Below are 17,770 nucleotides of genomic sequence, written 5' to 3' on the forward strand. Positions count from 1 at the left end.
CACCTCTCGAAAATAATTATTTTACCTCTGTATACCAAGGAGTCGTTGACTATGAAAAACGTCAAGTCCGGGATTATCTGGCTGGTAGTGGCGTTCGTCGGTGCATTTGCCTTCGCGATGCTGGCCCTAAGCCGGGGTGAGCATGTTAACGCGGTCTGGCTGGTCGTGGCCGCAGTGGCCTGCTACAGCATCGCTTACCGTTTCTACAGCCTGTTTATCGCTAAAAAAGTATTCGAGTTGGACGATCGTCGGCTAACGCCGGCGGAACGGCATAACGATGGCCTGGATTATGTACCGACCAACAAATGGGTGCTGTTCGGCCACCACTTTGCGGCTATCGCCGGGGCCGGGCCGCTGGTCGGCCCGATTCTGGCCGCGCAGATGGGTTTCCTGCCCGGGACGATCTGGATCCTGGTCGGCGTGATGATGGCCGGGGCGGTGCAGGACTTTTTGATCCTGTTTATCTCAACCCGCCGCGACGGCCGCTCACTGGGGGAAATGGCCAAACAGGAACTGGGCGCCTTTGCCGGCGTGGTAACCATGCTTGGGGCGCTGGGCGTGATGATCATCATCCTCTCCGCACTGGCGCTGGTGGTGGTTAAGGCCTTGGCCGATAGCCCGTGGGGGCTGTTCACCATCGCGGCCACCATTCCCATCGCGCTGTTTATGGGGGTTTACATGCGTTTTATCCGCCCGGGTAAAATTGCGGAAGTCTCCGTCATCGGCTTTGTATTGATGATGCTGGCGATCGTGTATGGCGGCAACGTGGCCCAGCACCCTTACTGGGGGCCTTTCTTCACGCTGCACGGCACCACCCTGACCTGGGTGCTGGTGATTTACGGCTTTGTCGCTTCGGTGCTGCCGGTGTGGTTGCTGTTGGCGCCGCGCGATTATCTGTCGACCTTTCTGAAAATCGGCGTCATCGTCGGGCTGGCTATCGGGATCGTATTCGCCATGCCGGAATTGAAAATGCCAGCGGTATCGCGCTTTATCGATGGCAGCGGCCCGGTGTTCTCCGGCGCCTTGTTCCCCTTCCTGTTCATCACCATCGCCTGCGGCGCGATCTCGGGCTTCCACGCGCTGGTTTCCAGCGGCACAACGCCAAAGCTGGTGGAACGCGAAAGCCACATTCGCTTTATCGGCTATGGCGCGATGTTGATGGAATCGTTTGTCGCCATTATGGCGCTGATCTGCGCTTCCGTGCTTGAACCGGGCGTCTATTTCGCCATGAACTCGCCGGCGGCGCTGATCGGCACCACGGTGGAAAGCGCATCGCAGGTGATTAACAGCTGGGGCTTTACCATCACGCCGGAAACCCTGGCGCTGATCGCTAAAGACGTGGGTGAGAATTCGGTGCTTTCCCGCGCCGGCGGCGCCCCTACCTTTGCCGTCGGCATGGCCTACATCATCAGCGAGATCTTCAATAGCCGGGCGATGATGGCCTTTTGGTACCATTTCGCCATCCTGTTCGAAGCGCTGTTCATCCTCACCGCCGTTGATGCCGGCACCCGCGCCTGCCGTTTCATGGTGCAGGATCTGGTTGGCGTTGCCGTGCCGAGCCTGGCCAACAGCCGTTCATGGTTCGGCAACCTGGCGGGCACCACCGTTGCGGTAGCCGGCTGGGGCTTCTTTGTCTATCAGGGGGTGGTGGATCCGCTGGGCGGCATCAACACGCTGTGGCCGCTTTTCGGCATCGGTAACCAGATGCTGGCGGCGATGGCGTTGATCCTCGGCACGGTGGTGCTGTTTAAAATGAAAAAGCAGCGCTATGCCTGGGTGACCATTTTGCCTACCCTATGGCTGTTCATCACCTCAATGACCGCAGGCTGGCAGAAAATCTTCCACGAGCAGCCCAGCATTGGTTTCCTGGCGCAGGCGAATAAATTCGCCGCCGGCATTGAGCAAGGCACGGTCATCGCACCAGCGAAAACACTGCGGGATATGGAAACCATCGTATTCAGCAACCAGGTGAACGCCGCGCTTTGCGCTTTCTTTATGTTGGTGGCGGCCACCATGCTGGTTTCCGCATTCCTGGCTATCCGCCGGGCGCTTCGCGCCGATGCGCCGACGGTACATGAGTCGGAGATCGTCCTGCGCGAAAGCGCCAACCGCGGCTAACCGCTGCGCGCCATTCTGCCGCCTTACCGGGCGGCAGAATAAACCGTATGGTTAACTCAACACCATAGAGCCGAAAGCGCCCTGCCAATCCTGTTCAAATTTCTCCACCGCCGCCTGCACCGCGGGCGCGGCCAAAAACTGTTCTGCGACATCCACCGGCAGCGTGATCGCCTCGCAGCCCGCCAGCAGGCAGGCCAGTGCCTGGCGCGGCGTTTTGAAGCTGGCGGCCAGCACTTTGGCATGCGGCGCGTGCAATTTCAGCAGTTGTTGCAGTTCGCTCACCATCGCGATGCCGTCGCCCCCCTGCGCATCCACGCGGTTAACGTAGGGCGCCACATACTCGGCGCCGGCCAGCGCCGCCAGCAGCCCCTGCCCGGCACCGTATACGGAGGTGCCGAGAGTCGGGATCGCCATCGTCTTCAGCTTCTTCATTGCCGCCAGCCCTTCGGCGGTGGCGGGAATTTTCACCACCAGGCCGGGCACCCGCTGGTTCAACAACATGGCTTCCGCGACGATGCGCTCCGCATCGTTGGCCATCACCTGCGCAAACAGTTTGCCGGTGCCGCCCAGCGCGTCACGCAGCGCCGGTAAAACTTCCCAGACAGGTTTCCCTTCCCTGGCCAGGATGCTGGGGTTAGTGGTAACGCCGTGCAACGGCAGTATCCGTGCCAGCCGCTTAACGGAAATAACATCGGCGGTATCTAGGTAAAGCTCCATATCAACTCCTGCGTCTGTGATAAGCCCATCTGTCTTACCGGCCATCATAAAGTAAAAGCGCGTGCGCCGTTTGATACAAGCCAAATAAAACGCGGTTCAGGCCCCAGCGGGCGCGCATCCCGCCAAATATAGGATTATTTACCTATACCGGGCGGTATTGTTATTTATACTGATTTTGGCGGCAATACAGCCAGCACGCCTGCGATATGAAATATGACGGGCATACCGGTAAGGCAGCTATACTTATTACTAAGGTACTTCCATATATACCCAAAATAATTCGAGTTGCAGGACAAAAACGCAAAAGCGTTTTTGAACAGCGCTAGCGCTGGCCCCGAAGGGGTGAGGCCGTATGGCCGAATTATGCGGCAACGCAGCGAATCCCCAGGAGCTTACTTGAGTAAGTGACTGGGGTGAGCGAGGAAAGCCAACACACCTGCAACTCGAAGTATGAAGGGTATAGTCCTTGCTAAGGAGAAATCATTATGATGAATAAACGTTTTGCCACCGCCGCAGTGGCCATTACTCTGGCAATGTCACTCACGGCCTGTTCCAATATGTCTAAACGCGATCGCAATACGGCGATCGGTGCGGGCGCAGGCGCCATCGGCGGCGCGGTATTAACCGATGGTAGTGCGCTTGGCACACTCGGCGGGGCTGCCGTTGGTGGGATTATTGGCCACCAGGTAGGTAAATAATATTATAAATTGCCAGATACCTCTGCCAGCAGGCGAGCAAAAGCTTTAGCGCTTTGACGTATTAACAAAAATAATTTCAGGTCTGTTCTCTTTTGTCTGTGGCTTTTTCCTGCATCAACAACCGCACCACCACATACCATGCCGCCCTGCGGCATGGTTTACACCTCAGCCGCCGGCCAGCTTGACCTTCATGCCTTTGGCTTCCAACAATTGCTTGAGAAGATCGCGCTTATCCCCCTGGATTTCAATCACGCCGTCTTTCACCGCGCCGCCGCAACCGCACTTTTTCTTTAGCTCCGCAGCCAGTTTATTCAGCGCGGCATCGTCCTGATCGATACCGCTGATCAGGCAGACCCCTTTGCCCTTGCGGCCGCTGGTTTGGCGCTGTATACGCACAATGCCGTCCCCTTTGGGACGTTGCGGCGCCGCCTTGGGTTGATTAACCCGCCCAACGCCGGTGGAATAAACCAGGCGGCTGTTACTGTCGTTCATCGTTAACTCCTTATGCCAGAGATGCGCGAATCGCTTTCAGCGTGGCGGCAGGATCGGCCGATTGGGTGATGGGCCGCCCAATCACCATATAATCCACGCCGGCGGCCTGAGCCTGCACCGGCGTCATAATACGGCGCTGGTCGCCCGCTGCACTGCCTTCAGGACGAATGCCCGGCGTCACCAGTTGGAACTGCCGGCCACAGGCCTGCTTCAGGCGTTCGGCTTCGTGGGCCGAACACACCACCCCATCCAGCCCGCAATCATGCGTCAGGCGCGCCAGACGCTCTGCATGTTCTGCCGGGCTGGCATCGATACCAATCGCCCGCAGATCTTCCGCCGCCATGCTGGTGAGCACGGTAACGGCGATCAACAACGGCGCATCGGCGCCAAACGGCTGCAAGGCTTCTTTGGCCGCCGCCATCATGCGCGCACCGCCGCTGGCGTGCACATTGACCATCCACACACCCAGTTCAGCCGCAGCGGCTACCGCATGCGCGGTGGTATTCGGAATATCGTGGAACTTCAGATCGAGGAAAACCTCAAAACCGCGCGCCTGCAATGCTTGCACGAACTGCGGCCCGAACAGGGTGAACATCTCTTTGCCCACTTTAAGCCGGCAGTCTTGAGGATCAATACGGTCGACAAAGGCCAATGCCGCCCCCTTGTCTGCATAATCCAGCGCCACAACGATCGGTGATGAGGTCAAGTCATTGTTGTTCTTGTTATTTCCAGACTTCATTTCTTCTACCTTTTGTAAAATGGACATAGTTACGTCATTACCTGTAAAACCGACCGCCGCATTCTACATGCCAGCGGCGGGAAATCCCAGCCGCAGCGTTGCCAGGCCGCCGTTGGCGGCATTTCTGTTCGGCCCGCAGCGCAAGAAACGAGGCTGCGGAAAATGACAGTTAGATTAAATTTTTATTACATACTGGACAGTTTGGTGCAGCTGGCATAGCTTGAGGTAACCCTACTGCAATAAAGGCTGCAAAATGAGCGAGATATCAACACTTACCATTAAAATCCCTCTGGAACTGAAGGATAAAATCAAGGCAGTGGCCCTTGAGCAGCAGCTTTCTCTGAGCGCACTGGTGTGCGAACGCCTGGAAGCCAGCTTTGCGGCGCCTACGGTTCACCACAGCGAAGTGGATAACCAGAGCACCGAGGAAACGCCTGAACAACCACTGACTCAAAAAGAGCTGAAGAAATTGCGCCAACTGTTGAAAAACAGCAAGAAGAAATAAGCCGAACGGTATAATCGCTTTGCTTCACGTTGCCGGTGTGTTGGCCCTGCCTACTCACCGGCAACGTGTGCGGCCAAACACTCGCCAACACTGCAACTGCCGCAGCAGTTAACCCCGTAACCCCGTATGTATTTTATTGCCCATCCAGGCCACGGATCGGTTTAACCGACGCCCAGGCCCGGCATGACGGGCAGTGCCAATACAGTGAATGTGCGGTAAAGCCGCATTTGTGGCAGCGATAGCGCGGCTTGGTGCGGATCTGCTCGCCAACCATATCGCGCAACAACACCAGGCTCTCTTTAGCCCGCCCGTCTTCCGCATCCGCCAGATGATAATCCATCAGGTGGTAAAACACGCGCATGGTTGGGTGACGTTGTAACTGGCGATTGATGTACAACTGGGCCACATCACGCCCTTCATGCTGCTCGACGATATCCGCCAGCATCAACTCGGCGGTCGCGCCGGTATTATCTTCAACGCAGCGCCGCAGAAAATCGGCCCATTCGCCTTCTTGCTGCGGCAGGTGCCGGTAGCACTCTTGCAGCATCGGCAGCGTTTCGCTGACCAACTCTTTATCCTGTTCCAACACGCGCTTAAGTGATTCCACCGCCCTGGCGTACTCTTCCTGCGCCATATAGATGCGCCCGACCATAATGGAGACGCGCGCGCACTGTTTGTCCGCCGCCGCGGCGCGTTTCAACAGGCTCATCGCCTTGTCCAGATCGTCGCTGCCCATCGCCTGCAGCGCCAGTTCGCAGTAAAAATGGGCGATCTCAATCCGCTGCTTCTCTTTTCCCAACTTGACCAGTTTTTCCGCCACGTCGATCGCTTTTAGCCAGTCACTGGTGGCCTGGTGGATAATCAGCAACTGCTGCAACGCGGAAATGCGAAAATCTTCCTCGTCGATAAGCTGGCCGAACATGTCCTCGGCGCGATCGTAGAGGCCGGCCGCCATGTAATCGCGGCCCAACTGCTGGATGGCCAGCAAACGTTGCTCAAAGGTCAGGGAGGCGCTTTCCATCAGCGCCTGGTGGATGCGAATGGCGCGGTCGACTTCGCCGCGAGAACGGAACAGGTTGCCCAGCGTTAGATGCGCCTCAACGGTATTGCTGTCTTCTTTCAGCATATCGAGGAACAGATCGACCGCTTTGTCCTGCTGGTTGGAAAGCAGAAAGTTCACCCCCGCCACATATTCACGCGACAAGCGGTTGGCTTCCTGCTGCTTATCATGCTGAGCACTTCTGCGCCCCATATACCAACCATAGGCGGCAGCAACGGGCAGCAACAGAAACAGCAGCTCTAACATAGAGGATTATTCCTTGCTGACAGCAGAGGGAACCGGCTCAGTTTGCGGCTCTTGCTGCAGTTCCAGCCGTTTGATCTTGCGTTCTGCACGCGCCAGCGCGATGCGGGTGCGCAGGTAAAACAGGCCGCAAATGATCCAGCCAAGGACGAAACCCACGCCAAACAGCGTGGCCAGCAGCGTGGATACGCGATAGTCACCTTGCGCTATCAGGTAATTGAAAGACACCACCTGATCGTTGTGCGCCCCCAGGGTGACAGAAATCACGAATATCACCAGAACCAGCAAAAAAATCAGCAAATATTTCACATTATTTCCCGTAATGCCGAGTTAATCGGATGAATCAAGCCAATTTATGGCGTCCCTGCCCCTTAAGTTAGCATTTCCGCCGCTGGCAGGGAAACCCTCGGCATGATAAAAGCGGCCGTCTGCCGGGATATTCAGCAGTAAAAAGGCACAGTTAGCACTATTGATGAGAAACCCTATCAAACCGGCGTATTTATCAGGATATGGGGGCTAATTGGAGCAAAACAACGCAGGCCGGACGGCGGTCCGCAAAAAGGCCGCCGAATTTAGTGACATTGTCACCTTAATGGATATTACAACGGCCTTACTCGCGCTGGGCGTTGGATTGGGGTTCCTGTTCCTGCGGCGCCAGCGGGCCGAACCAACGCTGCGCCAGGCAGCATGCCAGGGTGACCAGCAGCCAACTGATCAGCGTAGCCATCGCCAGATCGCGCGGCCAGTGCATGCCGAGCAACAAGCGGCTGCCCATCACGCCCACCGCCCAAACCATCAGCACCGCCACGGTTTTATAATGGCGGCGCGGCCATAATAGCCCGACGCCCAGCAACGCCCAGGTGGCAGCGAACATGGTATGGCCGGAGGGGAAAGCAAAGCCGGTTTCGAACTGCCAATGTTGGCGCAGCCATTGCGGCACCAGCGGCTGATCCAAAAGCTGTTGCTGCACCAGCGCGCTGCGCGCCTTGCGATGGAGCGAGTAAAAATATTTGCCATCAACGCCATGCGCCTGCTCCAGCCACACCACATAAGGCCGCGGCTCCTGCACCTGCTCTTTCATCAGGTTTTTCACACCCTGGCCGATCAATACCGCGGCAGACAGCAGAACCACCAGCGCTATCGCCGGCTTTAGCCGAAAGCGCAGGCACCACAGGAACCAAAGGGAAAGCAGCACGCTGGTTAACGTTCCCCAGGGCGATGTCACCGTTTCCGTGACCCAAAACAGGGCCTTCAACACCGTTTCATTGCCGCCGGGCTGCCATTGCCAACCCGAAAACCAGACCGCCAATGGCATAACCAACAACAGAATGGCGCCCACCGCCGTGCGTTTTGCTATCTCTAACATTCGTTCATCCTTATGCTTGAACCCGCCTGCAGTGTAACAATCTTGTCATCCCGACAACATGGGCAAAATTAAACAGTATTTACACCTATCGCAATAATAAGGCAGGTAAAACACCGGATGCTGCTTTGCTGAGCACCACTGGGCAAGAAGTTGTGGCAAAATAGCGCATATTTAACGAACGACAGTTCGCTGACGCGTGTTTTTAGTTCTGGTCATCAGGTCGTACCGGAAGTACGCTGCGCAACAGTGATTAAATCGGGTGTGTTTGTGGAGAGTAACATGCAGCTTAAACGGGTGGCAGAAGCTAAACTGCCAACACCTTGGGGCGATTTCCTGATGGTGGGGTTTGAAGAACTGGCTACCGGGCACGATCATCTGGCGCTGGTCTTCGGTGATATTTCAGGCGATACGCCTGTGCTCTCACGCGTACATTCGGAATGCCTGACCGGCGATGCGCTGTTCAGCCTGCGCTGTGACTGTGGCTTCCAACTGGAGGCCGCACTGGAGCATATTGCCGAGGAAGGGCGCGGTATTCTGCTGTACCATCGCCAGGAAGGCCGTAATATCGGCCTGTTGAATAAAATCCGCGCCTACGCGCTGCAGGATAAAGGGGCCGACACGGTAGAAGCCAACCACCAGTTGGGTTTTGCCGCCGATGAGCGTGATTTCACCCTGTGCGCCGATATGTTCAAACTGTTGGGCGTGAATGCAGTGCGTTTGCTGACCAACAACCCGAAGAAGGTCGAGATCCTGACCGAAGCGGGCATCAATATCACCGAGCGCGTGCCGTTGATCGTGGGCCGTAACCCAAAGAACGAGCGTTATCTGGCTACCAAAGCGGCCAAAATGGGGCATCTGCTGGATCAAAAATAGCACTCCTTGCCGTAAGCAGCCCGCCGCTTAATCCCGGCGGGCTTTTTCATCGCGCGATTTGCCTGCCTGACAGCCGCCCGTCACAACATTTTTCTGATCACGTAATGCAAAATGCCGTCGTTTTGGTAATAGACCAGCTCATTGCCGGTATCAATGCGGCAACGCGTCTCTATCACCGTTTCCCGGCCGTCGGCATAGGTGATATGCACCGGCACCGTTTGCCCCGGGCGTAACGCCTGCAAACCGCCGACGCTGATCTGTTCATCGCCGCTCAACCCCAGCGTTTTACGCGTCACCCCCTGCGGGAACTCCAGCGGCAGGATCCCCATGCCAATCAGGTTGGAACGGTGGATACGCTCAAAGGATTCCGCAATCACCACCCGCACCCCGAGCAAGCGTGGCCCCTTGGCGGCCCAATCGCGGCTGGAGCCGGAGCCGTATTCCTTACCGGCGATCACCGCCAGCGGCACGTTTTCCTGCTGGTATTGCATTGCAGCGTCATAGATCGGCATCTGCGCCTGCGACGGCACATGGCGGGTAATCCCCCCTTCCACCCCCGGCACCATTTCGTTGCGGATACGAATGTTGGCAAAGGTGCCACGCATCATCACCTCGTGGTTGCCGCGGCGCGAACCGTATGAGTTAAAGGCATCCGCCGCCACGCCATGCTCGCTCAGATACCGCCCGGCTGGGCTATCGGCCTTAATATTACCGGCGGGCGAGATATGGTCGGTGGTGACCGAATCCGCCAGGATCGCCAAAATACGCGCGTTTTTGATGTCCTGCACCGGCTCCGGCTGCGCTTTCATGCTCGTGAAAAACGGCGGATGACGGATATAGGTTGAATCCTCCTGCCACGTATAGGTTGAGGAGCCCGCCACCTGTATCGCCTGCCAGTCGGCATCGCCGTTAAACACTTCGCCGTACTCTTTGTGGAACATCTCAGTGCGCACTTGCGCCACCGCCTGCGCGATCTCCTGGCTGCTTGGCCAAATGTCTTTCAGATAAACTGGCTGGCCGTCACGGCCTTCGCCCAGCGGTTGGTTGAGCAGATCGGTTTTCATGCTGCCCGCCAGCGCATAAGCCACCACCAGCGGCGGTGAAGCCAGCCAGTTGGTTTTCACCAACGGGTGGATACGGCCTTCAAAGTTACGGTTGCCGGAAAGCACTGCGCCCACCGTCAGATCGCCGTCTTTAATGGCCTGTTCGATCGGCGCCGGCAGTGGCCCGGAGTTCCCGATACAGGTGGTACAGCCGTAGCCCACCAGATTGAAGCCCAGTTCTTCCAGGTAGGGCGTCAGCCCGGCGCTGGCGAAATAGTCGGTCACCACCTTCGAGCCGGGCGCCAACGAGGTTTTTACCCAGGGTTGCGTACGCAACCCCTTCTCAACCGCCTTTTTAGCCAACAAACCGGCGGCCATCATCACGCTGGGGTTAGAGGTGTTGGTGCAGGAGGTGATCGCGGCAATCACGACCGCTCCGTTATGCAACGTGTGGCTAGTGCCATTGAGCGTAAAGGGAACGGCGCCGGCGCTTTTGCTGCCGATCTCAAGCTCGGTTGCGGCATTGAACGCTGCCGGCACGTTGGCGAGCGCAACGCGATCCTGTGGGCGTTTAGGCCCGGCCAGGCTCGATTCCACCGTAGACATATCCAGCGCCAATGTGCTGGTGAACACCGGCTCATCCCCTGGGTTGCGCCACATGCCTTGCGCCTTGGCGTAAGCTTCAACCAGCGCGATCTGTTCATCGCTGCGGCCACTGAGCGCCAGATACCCCAGCGTAACGTCATCCACGGGGAAGAAACCGCAGGTGGCGCCGAATTCCGGCGACATGTTGGCAATCGTGGCGCGGTCAGCAAGCGGCAAATCCGCCAGACCATCGCCATAGAACTCGACGAATTTACCTACCACGCCATGCTTACGCAGCATTTGGGTGACGGTCAGCACCAGGTCGGTGGCCGTAATCCCCTCCTGCAATTTGCCGGTCAGTTTAAACCCCACCACGTCGGGAATGAGCATTGATACCGGTTGGCCGAGCATAGCGGCTTCGGCCTCGATGCCGCCCACGCCCCAGCCAAGCACCCCCAACCCGTTAATCATGGTGGTGTGGGAGTCGGTGCCGACCAGGGTATCCGGGTAAGCGATGCGCTTGCCGCCCTCTTCTGTGTGCCATACCGTCTGGCCCAGATATTCCAGGTTGACCTGGTGGCAAATACCGGTGCCGGGCGGCACCACGCGAAAGCGGTTAAACGCCTTTTGCCCCCAGCGGAGAAACATATAGCGCTCGTGGTTACGCGTCATTTCGATACGCACGTTATCGCCAAAGGCCCGATCGTCACCGAACTCATCGACGGTGACCGAGTGGTCAATGACCAGATCCACCGGCGACAGCGGGTTCACCTGTTCCACATCGCCGCCCAGGCGCAGCACGGCTTCGCGCATCGCGGCTAAATCCACCACCGCCGGCACGCCGGTGAAATCTTGCATCAGCACGCGGGCCGGCCGATAAGCGATTTCACGATCGGCATGGCCTGTTTGCAGCCAGCCGGCAAGCGCGGCCAGATCGTCCTCTTGCACGGTGTCGCCGTCCACGTGGCGCAGCAGGTTTTCCAACAACACTTTCATGGATTTCGGCAACCGGCCGATATCCCCCAGTTGCCTGGCCGCCAACGGCAAGCTGTAGTAGTGGTATTCACGATCCCCTACCGCCAGTTTATCCATACTTTTTATACGCAGATCCAACGACATAGCTCCTCCTTTTTTATTATGTCAAAACAGGGTACTTAATAAGGTCTTTCTTAAAGATAACACAAACTTGATTTAACGTTCTGATAACAACAACAGGCGCAGGCAATCAAACCCGCAAAGTTTGCGTGACAGCGGAGGAAAGGCGTAAGAGTGGCGGTGAGGCAGGAGATGAAAACGTGGCGAGCAGGATCGACAGGCGTAGGCCTGAATCGCTCCTGCCCGAAAAACGGGTTATTTCACCGGCAGTTTGATGTCCTTGAACATCGCTTCTATCTCTTCATTGGAACGCAGCGCTACTGCGGTATCAACCACGTCACGCGTCAGGTGCGGCGCAAAGCGCTGGATAAAATCATACATATAGCTGCGCAGGAAGGTGCTGCGGCGGAAGCCGATTTTGGTGGTGCTGTAGCTGAAAATATCGCGCGCATCGACGGTGACCAGATCCGGATCCTGAATCGGATCTACCGCCATGCTGGCAATCACCCCCACGCCTAACCCCAAACGCACATAAGTTTTGATCACGTCCGCATCGGTGGCGGTGAACACGATACGCGGCGTCAGCCCCGCGCGGTTAAAGGCGGTGTCAAGTTCCGAGCGGCCGGTAAAGCCAAAGGTGTAGGTCACGATGGGGTAAGCCGCCAGCTCTTCGATGTTAATCTGGCTTTTGCCCGCTAAAGGATGATCGGGCTTCACAACCACCGCACGGTTCCAGTGGTAGCACGGCAGCATGATCAAATCGTCATACAGGTGCAAGGCTTCGGTGGCGATGGCGAAATCGGCGTTGCCCTTGGAGACGGCTTCCGCGATCTGGGTTGGCGAGCCCTGGTGCATATGCAGCGATACGCGCGGGTAGCGTTCGATAAACCCTTTGATGACGTTGGGCAGCGCATAGCGCGCCTGGGTGTGGGTGGTCGCAACGTACAGCGAACCTTTGTCCGGGTAGGTATGTTCACCGGCAACAGCCTTGATGGCATCCACTTTGGAAAGCACTTCACGCGCGATACGGATGATTTCCTGCCCGGCAGGCGTCACCTGCGTCAGGTGTTTGCCGCTGCGGGCAAAGATCTGGATGCCAAGCTCATCCTCCAGCATCCGCACCTGCTTGCTGATACCCGGCTGTGAGGTATAAAGCCCTTCGGCAGTCGATGACACATTCAAATTGTGATTAACCACTTCCACAATATAACGAAGCTGCTGCAATTTCATTCTTATACCATCCTAGGTTAAACACTGCGGCTTAACCGCAGCCAGGTATATCGGCGTTACCCCGGTATATCCCCTTCATACTTCGAGTTGCAGGCGTGTTGGCTTGATTACTCGGCCCATCCCTGGGCCTCGCCCCTTCGGGGCCGCTGCTAACAGCGTTCAAATCTACTCCTGGCAGATTTGTCACTCACCCCAGTCACTTACTCCAGTAAGCTCCTGGGGATTCGCTGCGTTGCCGCATGATTCGGCCATACGGCCTCACCCCTTCGGGGCCAGCGCTAGCGCTGTTCAAAAACGCTTTTGCGTTTTTGTCCTGCAACTCGAATTATTTTGGGTATAGTTGAAACAATCACAGGCTATAAACACGCCGTGTTTCGCTCAGAACCCGATGCTGAGGCTGAAAATACCGCAAGTAATAAGCATTTTTCATAAGAAATACTTTTATATAACCACTATACCACGTCACTGTGGCAAGTATAGATCCGTGTCACAGCATGGTAATGATTATTCTGGGTGATTATCAAGGCTAAGCCTGTTATTCAATTATGATAGCAGCCTGCGGCGAGATGGGGTTTTCACCAGTAAAAAACCAGCCACGGGGGCTGGTTTTACAGGGGACTCTCCGGGCTATTTCTTCGCTTCCGCCCATTTGCCATCCACGTAGAAGGCAGACCAGCCAGTGGCTTTGCCGTCTTTTTCCGAGGACACATACTGCTGCTTGGTTTTGCGGCTAAAGCGCACCAGCGTTTTGTTGCCTTCCGGATCGACCACCGGCGCTTCCGCCAAATAGCGCAGTTTCTCCGGCAAGCGATCTTTGAACCGCTGCAACTCTTCCACTAATGGCGCACGGGTTTCGCGTGATTTCGGGAAGGTGTTGGCGGCCAGGAATACGCCGGCTGCGCCATCGCGCAACACAAAATACGCGTCGGACTTCTCGCACGGCAATTCCGGCAACGGCACCGGATCTTCCTTCGGCGGCGCCACTTCACCGTTGCGCAGGATTTTACGGGTGTTCTTGCAGTTTTCGTTGGTGCAACCCATGTACTTGCCGAAGCGCCCCATCTTCAGGTGCATTTCAGCGCCGCACTTGTCGCACTCAACCACCGGGCCATCGTAGCCTTTCAGCCGGAACTCGCCCTGTTCGATCTCGTAACCGTCACAGGCCGGGTTGTTGCCGCACACGTGCAGCTTGCGCTGGTTGTCGATCAGGTAGCTGTCCATCGCGGTGCCGCATTTCGGGCAGCGGCGGCGGGCGCGCAGGGCGTTGGTTTCCGCATCGTCGCCTTCGAGCACGTTCAGCACTTCGGTTTCCGGCACCAGGTTAATGGTGGTTTTACAGCGCTCTTTCGGCGGCAATGCATAGCCGGAGCAGCCGAGGAATACGCCGGTGCTGGCGGTGCGAATACCCATTTTGCGGCCGCAAGTTGGGCAGTCGATGCTGGTCAACACCATCTGGTTCGGGCGCATACCGCCCTCTTCCGGATCTTTTTCCGCCACTTCCAGCTGTTCGCTGAACTCGGCAAAGAACTCGTCCAGCACGGCTTTCCACTGGGCGTGGTTATTCGCCACCTGATCCAGGCCGTCTTCCATGCGGGCGGTGAAGTCGTAGTTCATCAGCTCGCGAAAGTTTTCTTCCAGCCGATCCGTGACGATCTCACCCATTTTTTCTGCATAGAAGCGGCGGCTTTCTACCCGCACATAGCCGCGATCCTGGATCGTGGAAATGATAGAGGCATAGGTCGACGGGCGGCCAATCCCGCGTTTTTCCAGCTCTTTGACCAACGATGCTTCACTGTAGCGCGCCGGTGGCTTGGTAAAGTGCTGGCTTGGGATCAATTTTTGCAGTTCCAGTTCGCTGCCCACTTCCACCAGAGGCAGAGTGCGATCTTCATCACCTTTGCGCAGCGCCGGCATCACTTTGGTCCAGCCGTCGAAGCGCAGGGTACGGCCCTTGGCACGCAGTTGGTAATCGCCAGCGTTGACGATAAGCGTCGTGGAATCATACTGCGCTGGCGTCATCTGGCAGGCCACGAACTGGCGCCAAATCAGCTGATACAACTTCTGCGCGTCGGCCTCCATGTCCTTCAATTGCTCCGCCACCACGTTGACGTCGGAGGGACGAATCGCTTCGTGCGCTTCCTGCGAATTCTCTTTGCTACTGTAGTGATTGGCGGCTTTCGGCAAGTATTTGGCGCCGAAATTATCGCCGATGTAACCACGCACCATGTTGAGCGCATCCTGGCTCAGGTTGGTGGAGTCGGTACGCATGTAGGTGATGTGGCCGGCTTCATACAACCGTTGGGCCATCATCATGGTCTTTTTCACGCCAAAGCCCAAACGGGTGCTGGCAGCCTGCTGCAGCGTGGACGTGATAAACGGTGCGCCCGGCTTACTGCTGGTGGGTTTGTCTTCCCGATCCTGCACCGTGTAACGCGCGTTTTCCAACTGTTTTACCGCAGCGTGCGTCTGCTCACGATTTACCGGTTTGAACGGCTTGTCGTGAACATGGGTTACCGCCATCTGCAGCACGGTTTCGCCCTTCGCCAGCAGATCGGCATGCAGTTCCCAATATTCTTCCGGTACGAAGGCTTTAATATCGCGCTCACGCTCAACCACCAACCGCACGGCCACCGATTGCACGCGCCCGGCAGAGAGGCCGCGGGCGATTTTTTTCCACAGCAGCGGGGAGACCATATAGCCGACCACGCGGTCCATGAAGCGGCGCGCTTGCTGTGCGTTAACGCGATCGATATTCAGTTCGCCCGGCTGACTGAACGCCTGCTGGATAGCATTTTTGGTAATTTCGTTAAATACCACGCGGCTAAAGCGTTTGTCGTCACCACCGATAACTTCCCGCAGGTGCCAGGCAATGGCTTCCCCTTCGCGGTCCAAGTCGGTTGCGAGATAAATATGGTCAGCATTTTCCGCTAATGATTTTAACTCGGCGACAACTTTTTCTTTACCCGGCAAGATTTCATATTGCGCTTTCCAACCGTGATAAGGATCGACGCCCATTCGGTTAACCAGGGCCGTCTTTTCATCTTTTTTAACTTTCTTCTTGGCTTTTTCTTCGGTCGAGTCAGCGCTCTTTTTGCTGGCTGAGCCACTGGTCGGCAAATCACGGATATGACCCACGCTGGACTTCACCACGTAGTCATTTCCCAAGTATTTATTAATAGTTTTGGCTTTTGCCGGGGACTCAACTATTACGAGAGCTTTACCCATATTTACCTTTTAACCTAATTTATTTCTTCTAAAAAGAAGTCTTTTATCCTGCCGTGCCACGGCAATCCATATCGCTTTTTTATATTGCGGCACTCTGGCAGGAGATCAACATGTTTTTTCCTGATAGCCGCTCAATTGCGCAACCGGGGTACAAGTGGCTGATCGCCGGGGGATTTCATCAACGCGACTTAAGTATCTCAACGCGCGCCCATGTAAGCCGTAAACAAAACCTTCCACCCAATACCACGAAATCCCACACTGTACCTGATAAAAAACGTTGCGCAACCTAATTAGCATGGAAAATGCATTTTCGCCAACTGTAATCTACCGAATGCCGCGCGCTGCGCAAATAAACCATAGCCAGTTTGCGGATAAACACAAACCAGCGTTAGAATGCCGCCAGAGTTTATGATTGGAGCGTAATAAATGCGTACGAATACCTCCCCGATCAACCGGGAAAGCCTTTTGGCTGAAGCAAATAACATCATCCGCGAGCACGAAGATTATCTTCACGGCATGGTAGCCACAGAGGTTGAACAAAAAGGCCACGTTTTAGTTTTCCGTGGGGAATTCTTTTTGGATCCGGATGGATTGCCAACGGCAAAAACAACGGCGGTGTTTAATATGTTTAAGCACCTCTCGCACAAACTGTCAGAAAAATATCATCTGATTGATTAGCGCCCAAAAAAAACAGGGGCGCTGCGGCCCCTGTTTGGTAAAAGCATTCGGCTTAAAGCAACGGCTTTTCCCCGCGCTGCCACCAACGCAGCAGCAGGCGATCGGCGCTTTCCGCCGCGCTGCCGGTAAAACGATCCATCAGGCGTTTGCGGCGGGTATAACGCACCCCAATCACTTCATGGTTTTCCATTTCGGCGATCAGCAAATCATCACTGGTGCCAACGGCGTCGATCAGCCCCTTCTCTCTGGCCTGAATGCCAAACCAGTGCTCACCGGTCGCCACGTTGTCGATATCCAGCGATGGCCGCTGTTGGCGCACAAACTGTTTGAACAGTTCGTGGGTTTCGTTCAGCTCCTCGCGGAACTTCTCACGCCCCTGCTCGGTGTTTTCACCAAATAGCGTCAGCGTGCGTTTGAACTGGCCGGCAGTGTGCAGCTCGACGTCAACATCGTTTTTCTTCAACAGACGGTGGAAGTTGGGGATCTGCGCCACGACGCCGATCGAACCGATAATGGCAAACGGCGCGGCAACGATGCGATCCGCCACGCAGGCCATCATGTAGCCGCCGCTGGCCGCGACTTTATCCACCGCTACCGTCAGGCGAATACCGCCTTTGCGCAGCCGCTCCAGTTGCGAAGCCGCCAAACCGTAGCCATGCACCACCCCGCCAGGGCTCTCCAGGCGCAGCAGCACTTCATCCTGCGGAGTGGCCACCGCCAACACGGCGGAAATCTCTTCACGCAGCGAGGTCACTTCATGAGCGTCCATGCTGCCTTTAAAATCCATCACGAACAGGCAGGGTTTAACCACTGCCGCAGAACCGGATTTGACCCGCTGTTTCTTCAGCTTTTCATCCGCTTTGGTCTGTTTTTTAAACTGCTTGCTCCAGGCCTTTTGCTCAACGGCGTCCATACGCGCCAGGCGCATATCCCGCTGCATATCGCGGTACTGTTCACCCAGATCGGTCAGTTGCAATTCCCCTTTGCGATGCCCTTTGCGCTGGCCAAGATTGACCACCAGCGCTACCAGTGCGGCGATTGCAATCACCACCGTGGCCACTTTGGCCAGAAACAGGCCATACTCAGATATAAACTCCACAGAT

16 protein-coding genes are annotated in these 17,770 nt (G+C 56.3%); 5 read left to right on the plus strand and 11 right to left on the minus strand.

The window, feature by feature from the left end:
- The first annotated feature begins 51 nt into the window (after positions 1-51).
- A complete protein-coding gene (locus AC559G_RS22760) occupies positions 52-2,118 on the plus strand; it encodes a carbon starvation CstA family protein (protein WP_498914903.1) in 2,067 nt (688 codons plus the stop codon).
- A 51-nt stretch (positions 2,119-2,169) separates the two neighbouring features.
- On the opposite strand, the gene fsa is transcribed toward AC559G_RS22760, so the two are convergent.
- On the minus strand, positions 2,170-2,835 hold the full coding sequence (gene fsa, locus AC559G_RS22765) for a fructose-6-phosphate aldolase (RefSeq protein ID WP_498914905.1): 666 nt from the start codon (positions 2,833-2,835) through the stop codon (positions 2,170-2,172).
- A gap of 479 nt (positions 2,836-3,314) precedes the next feature.
- Here fsa and osmB point away from each other — a divergent pair, with 479 nt between their 5' ends.
- Positions 3,315-3,533 carry an osmotically-inducible lipoprotein OsmB gene (gene osmB, locus AC559G_RS22770; RefSeq protein WP_416262589.1) on the plus strand — a complete coding sequence of 73 codons (219 nt, stop codon included), beginning with the start codon at positions 3,315-3,317 and terminating at the stop codon, positions 3,531-3,533.
- Between the two features lie 2 nt (positions 3,534-3,535).
- Here the strand turns inward: osmB and AC559G_RS22775 are convergent, their stop codons facing one another.
- The 3 genes from AC559G_RS22775 to pyrF are packed head-to-tail and all read right to left on the minus strand — an operon-like array spanning position 3,536 to position 4,764.
- Complete coding sequence (locus tag AC559G_RS22775; RefSeq protein ID WP_498914907.1) at positions 3,536-3,688, minus strand: hypothetical protein; 153 nt, start codon at positions 3,686-3,688, stop codon at positions 3,536-3,538.
- A 10-nt stretch (positions 3,689-3,698) separates the two neighbouring features.
- A complete protein-coding gene (yciH, locus tag AC559G_RS22780; RefSeq protein WP_498914909.1) occupies positions 3,699-4,025 on the minus strand; it encodes a translation initiation factor in 327 nt (108 codons plus the stop codon).
- 10 nt (positions 4,026-4,035) lie between these two features.
- Positions 4,036-4,764 (minus strand): orotidine-5'-phosphate decarboxylase, encoded by a 729-nt coding sequence (gene pyrF / locus AC559G_RS22785; RefSeq protein WP_498914911.1) that lies wholly within the window; start codon positions 4,762-4,764, stop codon positions 4,036-4,038.
- A 253-nt stretch (positions 4,765-5,017) separates the two neighbouring features.
- Here pyrF and AC559G_RS22790 point away from each other — a divergent pair, with 253 nt between their 5' ends.
- Positions 5,018-5,269: a hypothetical protein gene (locus AC559G_RS22790; protein WP_498914913.1), complete on the plus strand. Its 252-nt coding sequence runs from the start codon at positions 5,018-5,020 to the stop codon at positions 5,267-5,269.
- 133 nt (positions 5,270-5,402) lie between these two features.
- On the opposite strand, the gene lapB is transcribed toward AC559G_RS22790, so the two are convergent.
- The 3 genes from lapB to pgpB all read right to left on the minus strand — a co-directional run bounded on the left by lapB (position 5,403) and on the right by pgpB (position 7,938).
- Positions 5,403-6,575 (minus strand): lipopolysaccharide assembly protein LapB, encoded by a 1,173-nt coding sequence (gene lapB, locus AC559G_RS22795; protein ID WP_095848810.1) that lies wholly within the window; start codon positions 6,573-6,575, stop codon positions 5,403-5,405.
- A 6-nt stretch (positions 6,576-6,581) separates the two neighbouring features.
- Positions 6,582-6,881 (minus strand): LapA family protein, encoded by a 300-nt coding sequence (locus tag AC559G_RS22800; protein ID WP_438598227.1) that lies wholly within the window; start codon positions 6,879-6,881, stop codon positions 6,582-6,584.
- 301 nt (positions 6,882-7,182) lie between these two features.
- Positions 7,183-7,938 (minus strand): phosphatidylglycerophosphatase B, encoded by a 756-nt coding sequence (gene pgpB, locus AC559G_RS22805; RefSeq protein ID WP_498914916.1) that lies wholly within the window; start codon positions 7,936-7,938, stop codon positions 7,183-7,185.
- Between the two features lie 279 nt (positions 7,939-8,217).
- Between pgpB and ribA the strand changes: the two genes are divergently transcribed.
- The gene (ribA, locus tag AC559G_RS22810) at positions 8,218-8,811 is read left to right on the plus strand and encodes a GTP cyclohydrolase II (RefSeq protein ID WP_438598225.1); all 594 of its coding nucleotides are present in this window, start codon (positions 8,218-8,220) and stop codon (positions 8,809-8,811) included.
- 80 nt (positions 8,812-8,891) lie between these two features.
- On the opposite strand, the gene acnA is transcribed toward ribA, so the two are convergent.
- The 3 genes from acnA to topA all read right to left on the minus strand — a co-directional run bounded on the left by acnA (position 8,892) and on the right by topA (position 15,989).
- Positions 8,892-11,558: an aconitate hydratase gene (gene acnA / locus AC559G_RS22815; protein ID WP_498914918.1), complete on the minus strand. Its 2,667-nt coding sequence runs from the start codon at positions 11,556-11,558 to the stop codon at positions 8,892-8,894.
- Positions 11,559-11,789: 231 nt separating this feature from the next.
- The gene (cysB, locus tag AC559G_RS22820; RefSeq protein ID WP_095848815.1) at positions 11,790-12,764 is read right to left on the minus strand and encodes an HTH-type transcriptional regulator CysB; all 975 of its coding nucleotides are present in this window, start codon (positions 12,762-12,764) and stop codon (positions 11,790-11,792) included.
- 627 nt (positions 12,765-13,391) lie between these two features.
- Positions 13,392-15,989 carry a type I DNA topoisomerase gene (gene topA, locus AC559G_RS22825; protein WP_498914921.1) on the minus strand — a complete coding sequence of 866 codons (2,598 nt, stop codon included), beginning with the start codon at positions 15,987-15,989 and terminating at the stop codon, positions 13,392-13,394.
- 426 nt (positions 15,990-16,415) lie between these two features.
- Between topA and AC559G_RS22830 the strand changes: the two genes are divergently transcribed.
- Complete coding sequence (locus AC559G_RS22830) at positions 16,416-16,667, plus strand: YciN family protein (protein ID WP_438596848.1); 252 nt, start codon at positions 16,416-16,418, stop codon at positions 16,665-16,667.
- A gap of 52 nt (positions 16,668-16,719) precedes the next feature.
- Here AC559G_RS22830 and sohB read toward each other — a convergent pair whose 3' ends face one another.
- Positions 16,720-17,766 carry a S49 family peptidase gene (sohB, locus tag AC559G_RS22835; protein ID WP_498914922.1) on the minus strand — a complete coding sequence of 349 codons (1,047 nt, stop codon included), beginning with the start codon at positions 17,764-17,766 and terminating at the stop codon, positions 16,720-16,722.
- Between the last annotated feature and the right edge of the window lie 4 nt (positions 17,767-17,770).

Origin of the sequence: Gibbsiella greigii, from assembly GCF_039540155.1 — a bacterium.
In the GTDB taxonomy this organism is placed as follows: domain Bacteria; phylum Pseudomonadota; class Gammaproteobacteria; order Enterobacterales; family Enterobacteriaceae; genus Gibbsiella; species Gibbsiella quercinecans.

What these genes read in the sequence shown, in the direction of transcription:
- AC559G_RS22760 (WP_498914903.1), top strand. Translation starts at nt 52, where the DNA reads ATGAAAAACGTCAAGTCCGGGATTATCTGGCTGGTAGTGGCGTTCGTC.
- fsa (WP_498914905.1), bottom strand. Translation starts at nt 2,835, where the DNA reads ATGGAGCTTTACCTAGATACCGCCGATGTTATTTCCGTTAAGCGGCTG.
- AC559G_RS22775 (WP_498914907.1), bottom strand. Translation starts at nt 3,688, where the DNA reads ATGCCGCAGGGCGGCATGGTATGTGGTGGTGCGGTTGTTGATGCAGGA.
- yciH (WP_498914909.1), bottom strand. Translation starts at nt 4,025, where the DNA reads ATGAACGACAGTAACAGCCGCCTGGTTTATTCCACCGGCGTTGGGCGG.
- pyrF (WP_498914911.1), bottom strand. Translation starts at nt 4,764, where the DNA reads ATGAAGTCTGGAAATAACAAGAACAACAATGACTTGACCTCATCACCG.
- AC559G_RS22790 (WP_498914913.1), top strand. Translation starts at nt 5,018, where the DNA reads ATGAGCGAGATATCAACACTTACCATTAAAATCCCTCTGGAACTGAAG.
- lapB (WP_095848810.1), bottom strand. Translation starts at nt 6,575, where the DNA reads ATGTTAGAGCTGCTGTTTCTGTTGCTGCCCGTTGCTGCCGCCTATGGT.
- pgpB (WP_498914916.1), bottom strand. Translation starts at nt 7,938, where the DNA reads ATGTTAGAGATAGCAAAACGCACGGCGGTGGGCGCCATTCTGTTGTTG.
- ribA (WP_438598225.1), top strand. Translation starts at nt 8,218, where the DNA reads ATGCAGCTTAAACGGGTGGCAGAAGCTAAACTGCCAACACCTTGGGGC.
- acnA (WP_498914918.1), bottom strand. Translation starts at nt 11,558, where the DNA reads ATGTCGTTGGATCTGCGTATAAAAAGTATGGATAAACTGGCGGTAGGG.
- cysB (WP_095848815.1), bottom strand. Translation starts at nt 12,764, where the DNA reads ATGAAATTGCAGCAGCTTCGTTATATTGTGGAAGTGGTTAATCACAAT.
- topA (WP_498914921.1), bottom strand. Translation starts at nt 15,989, where the DNA reads ATGGGTAAAGCTCTCGTAATAGTTGAGTCCCCGGCAAAAGCCAAAACT.
- AC559G_RS22830 (WP_438596848.1), top strand. Translation starts at nt 16,416, where the DNA reads ATGCGTACGAATACCTCCCCGATCAACCGGGAAAGCCTTTTGGCTGAA.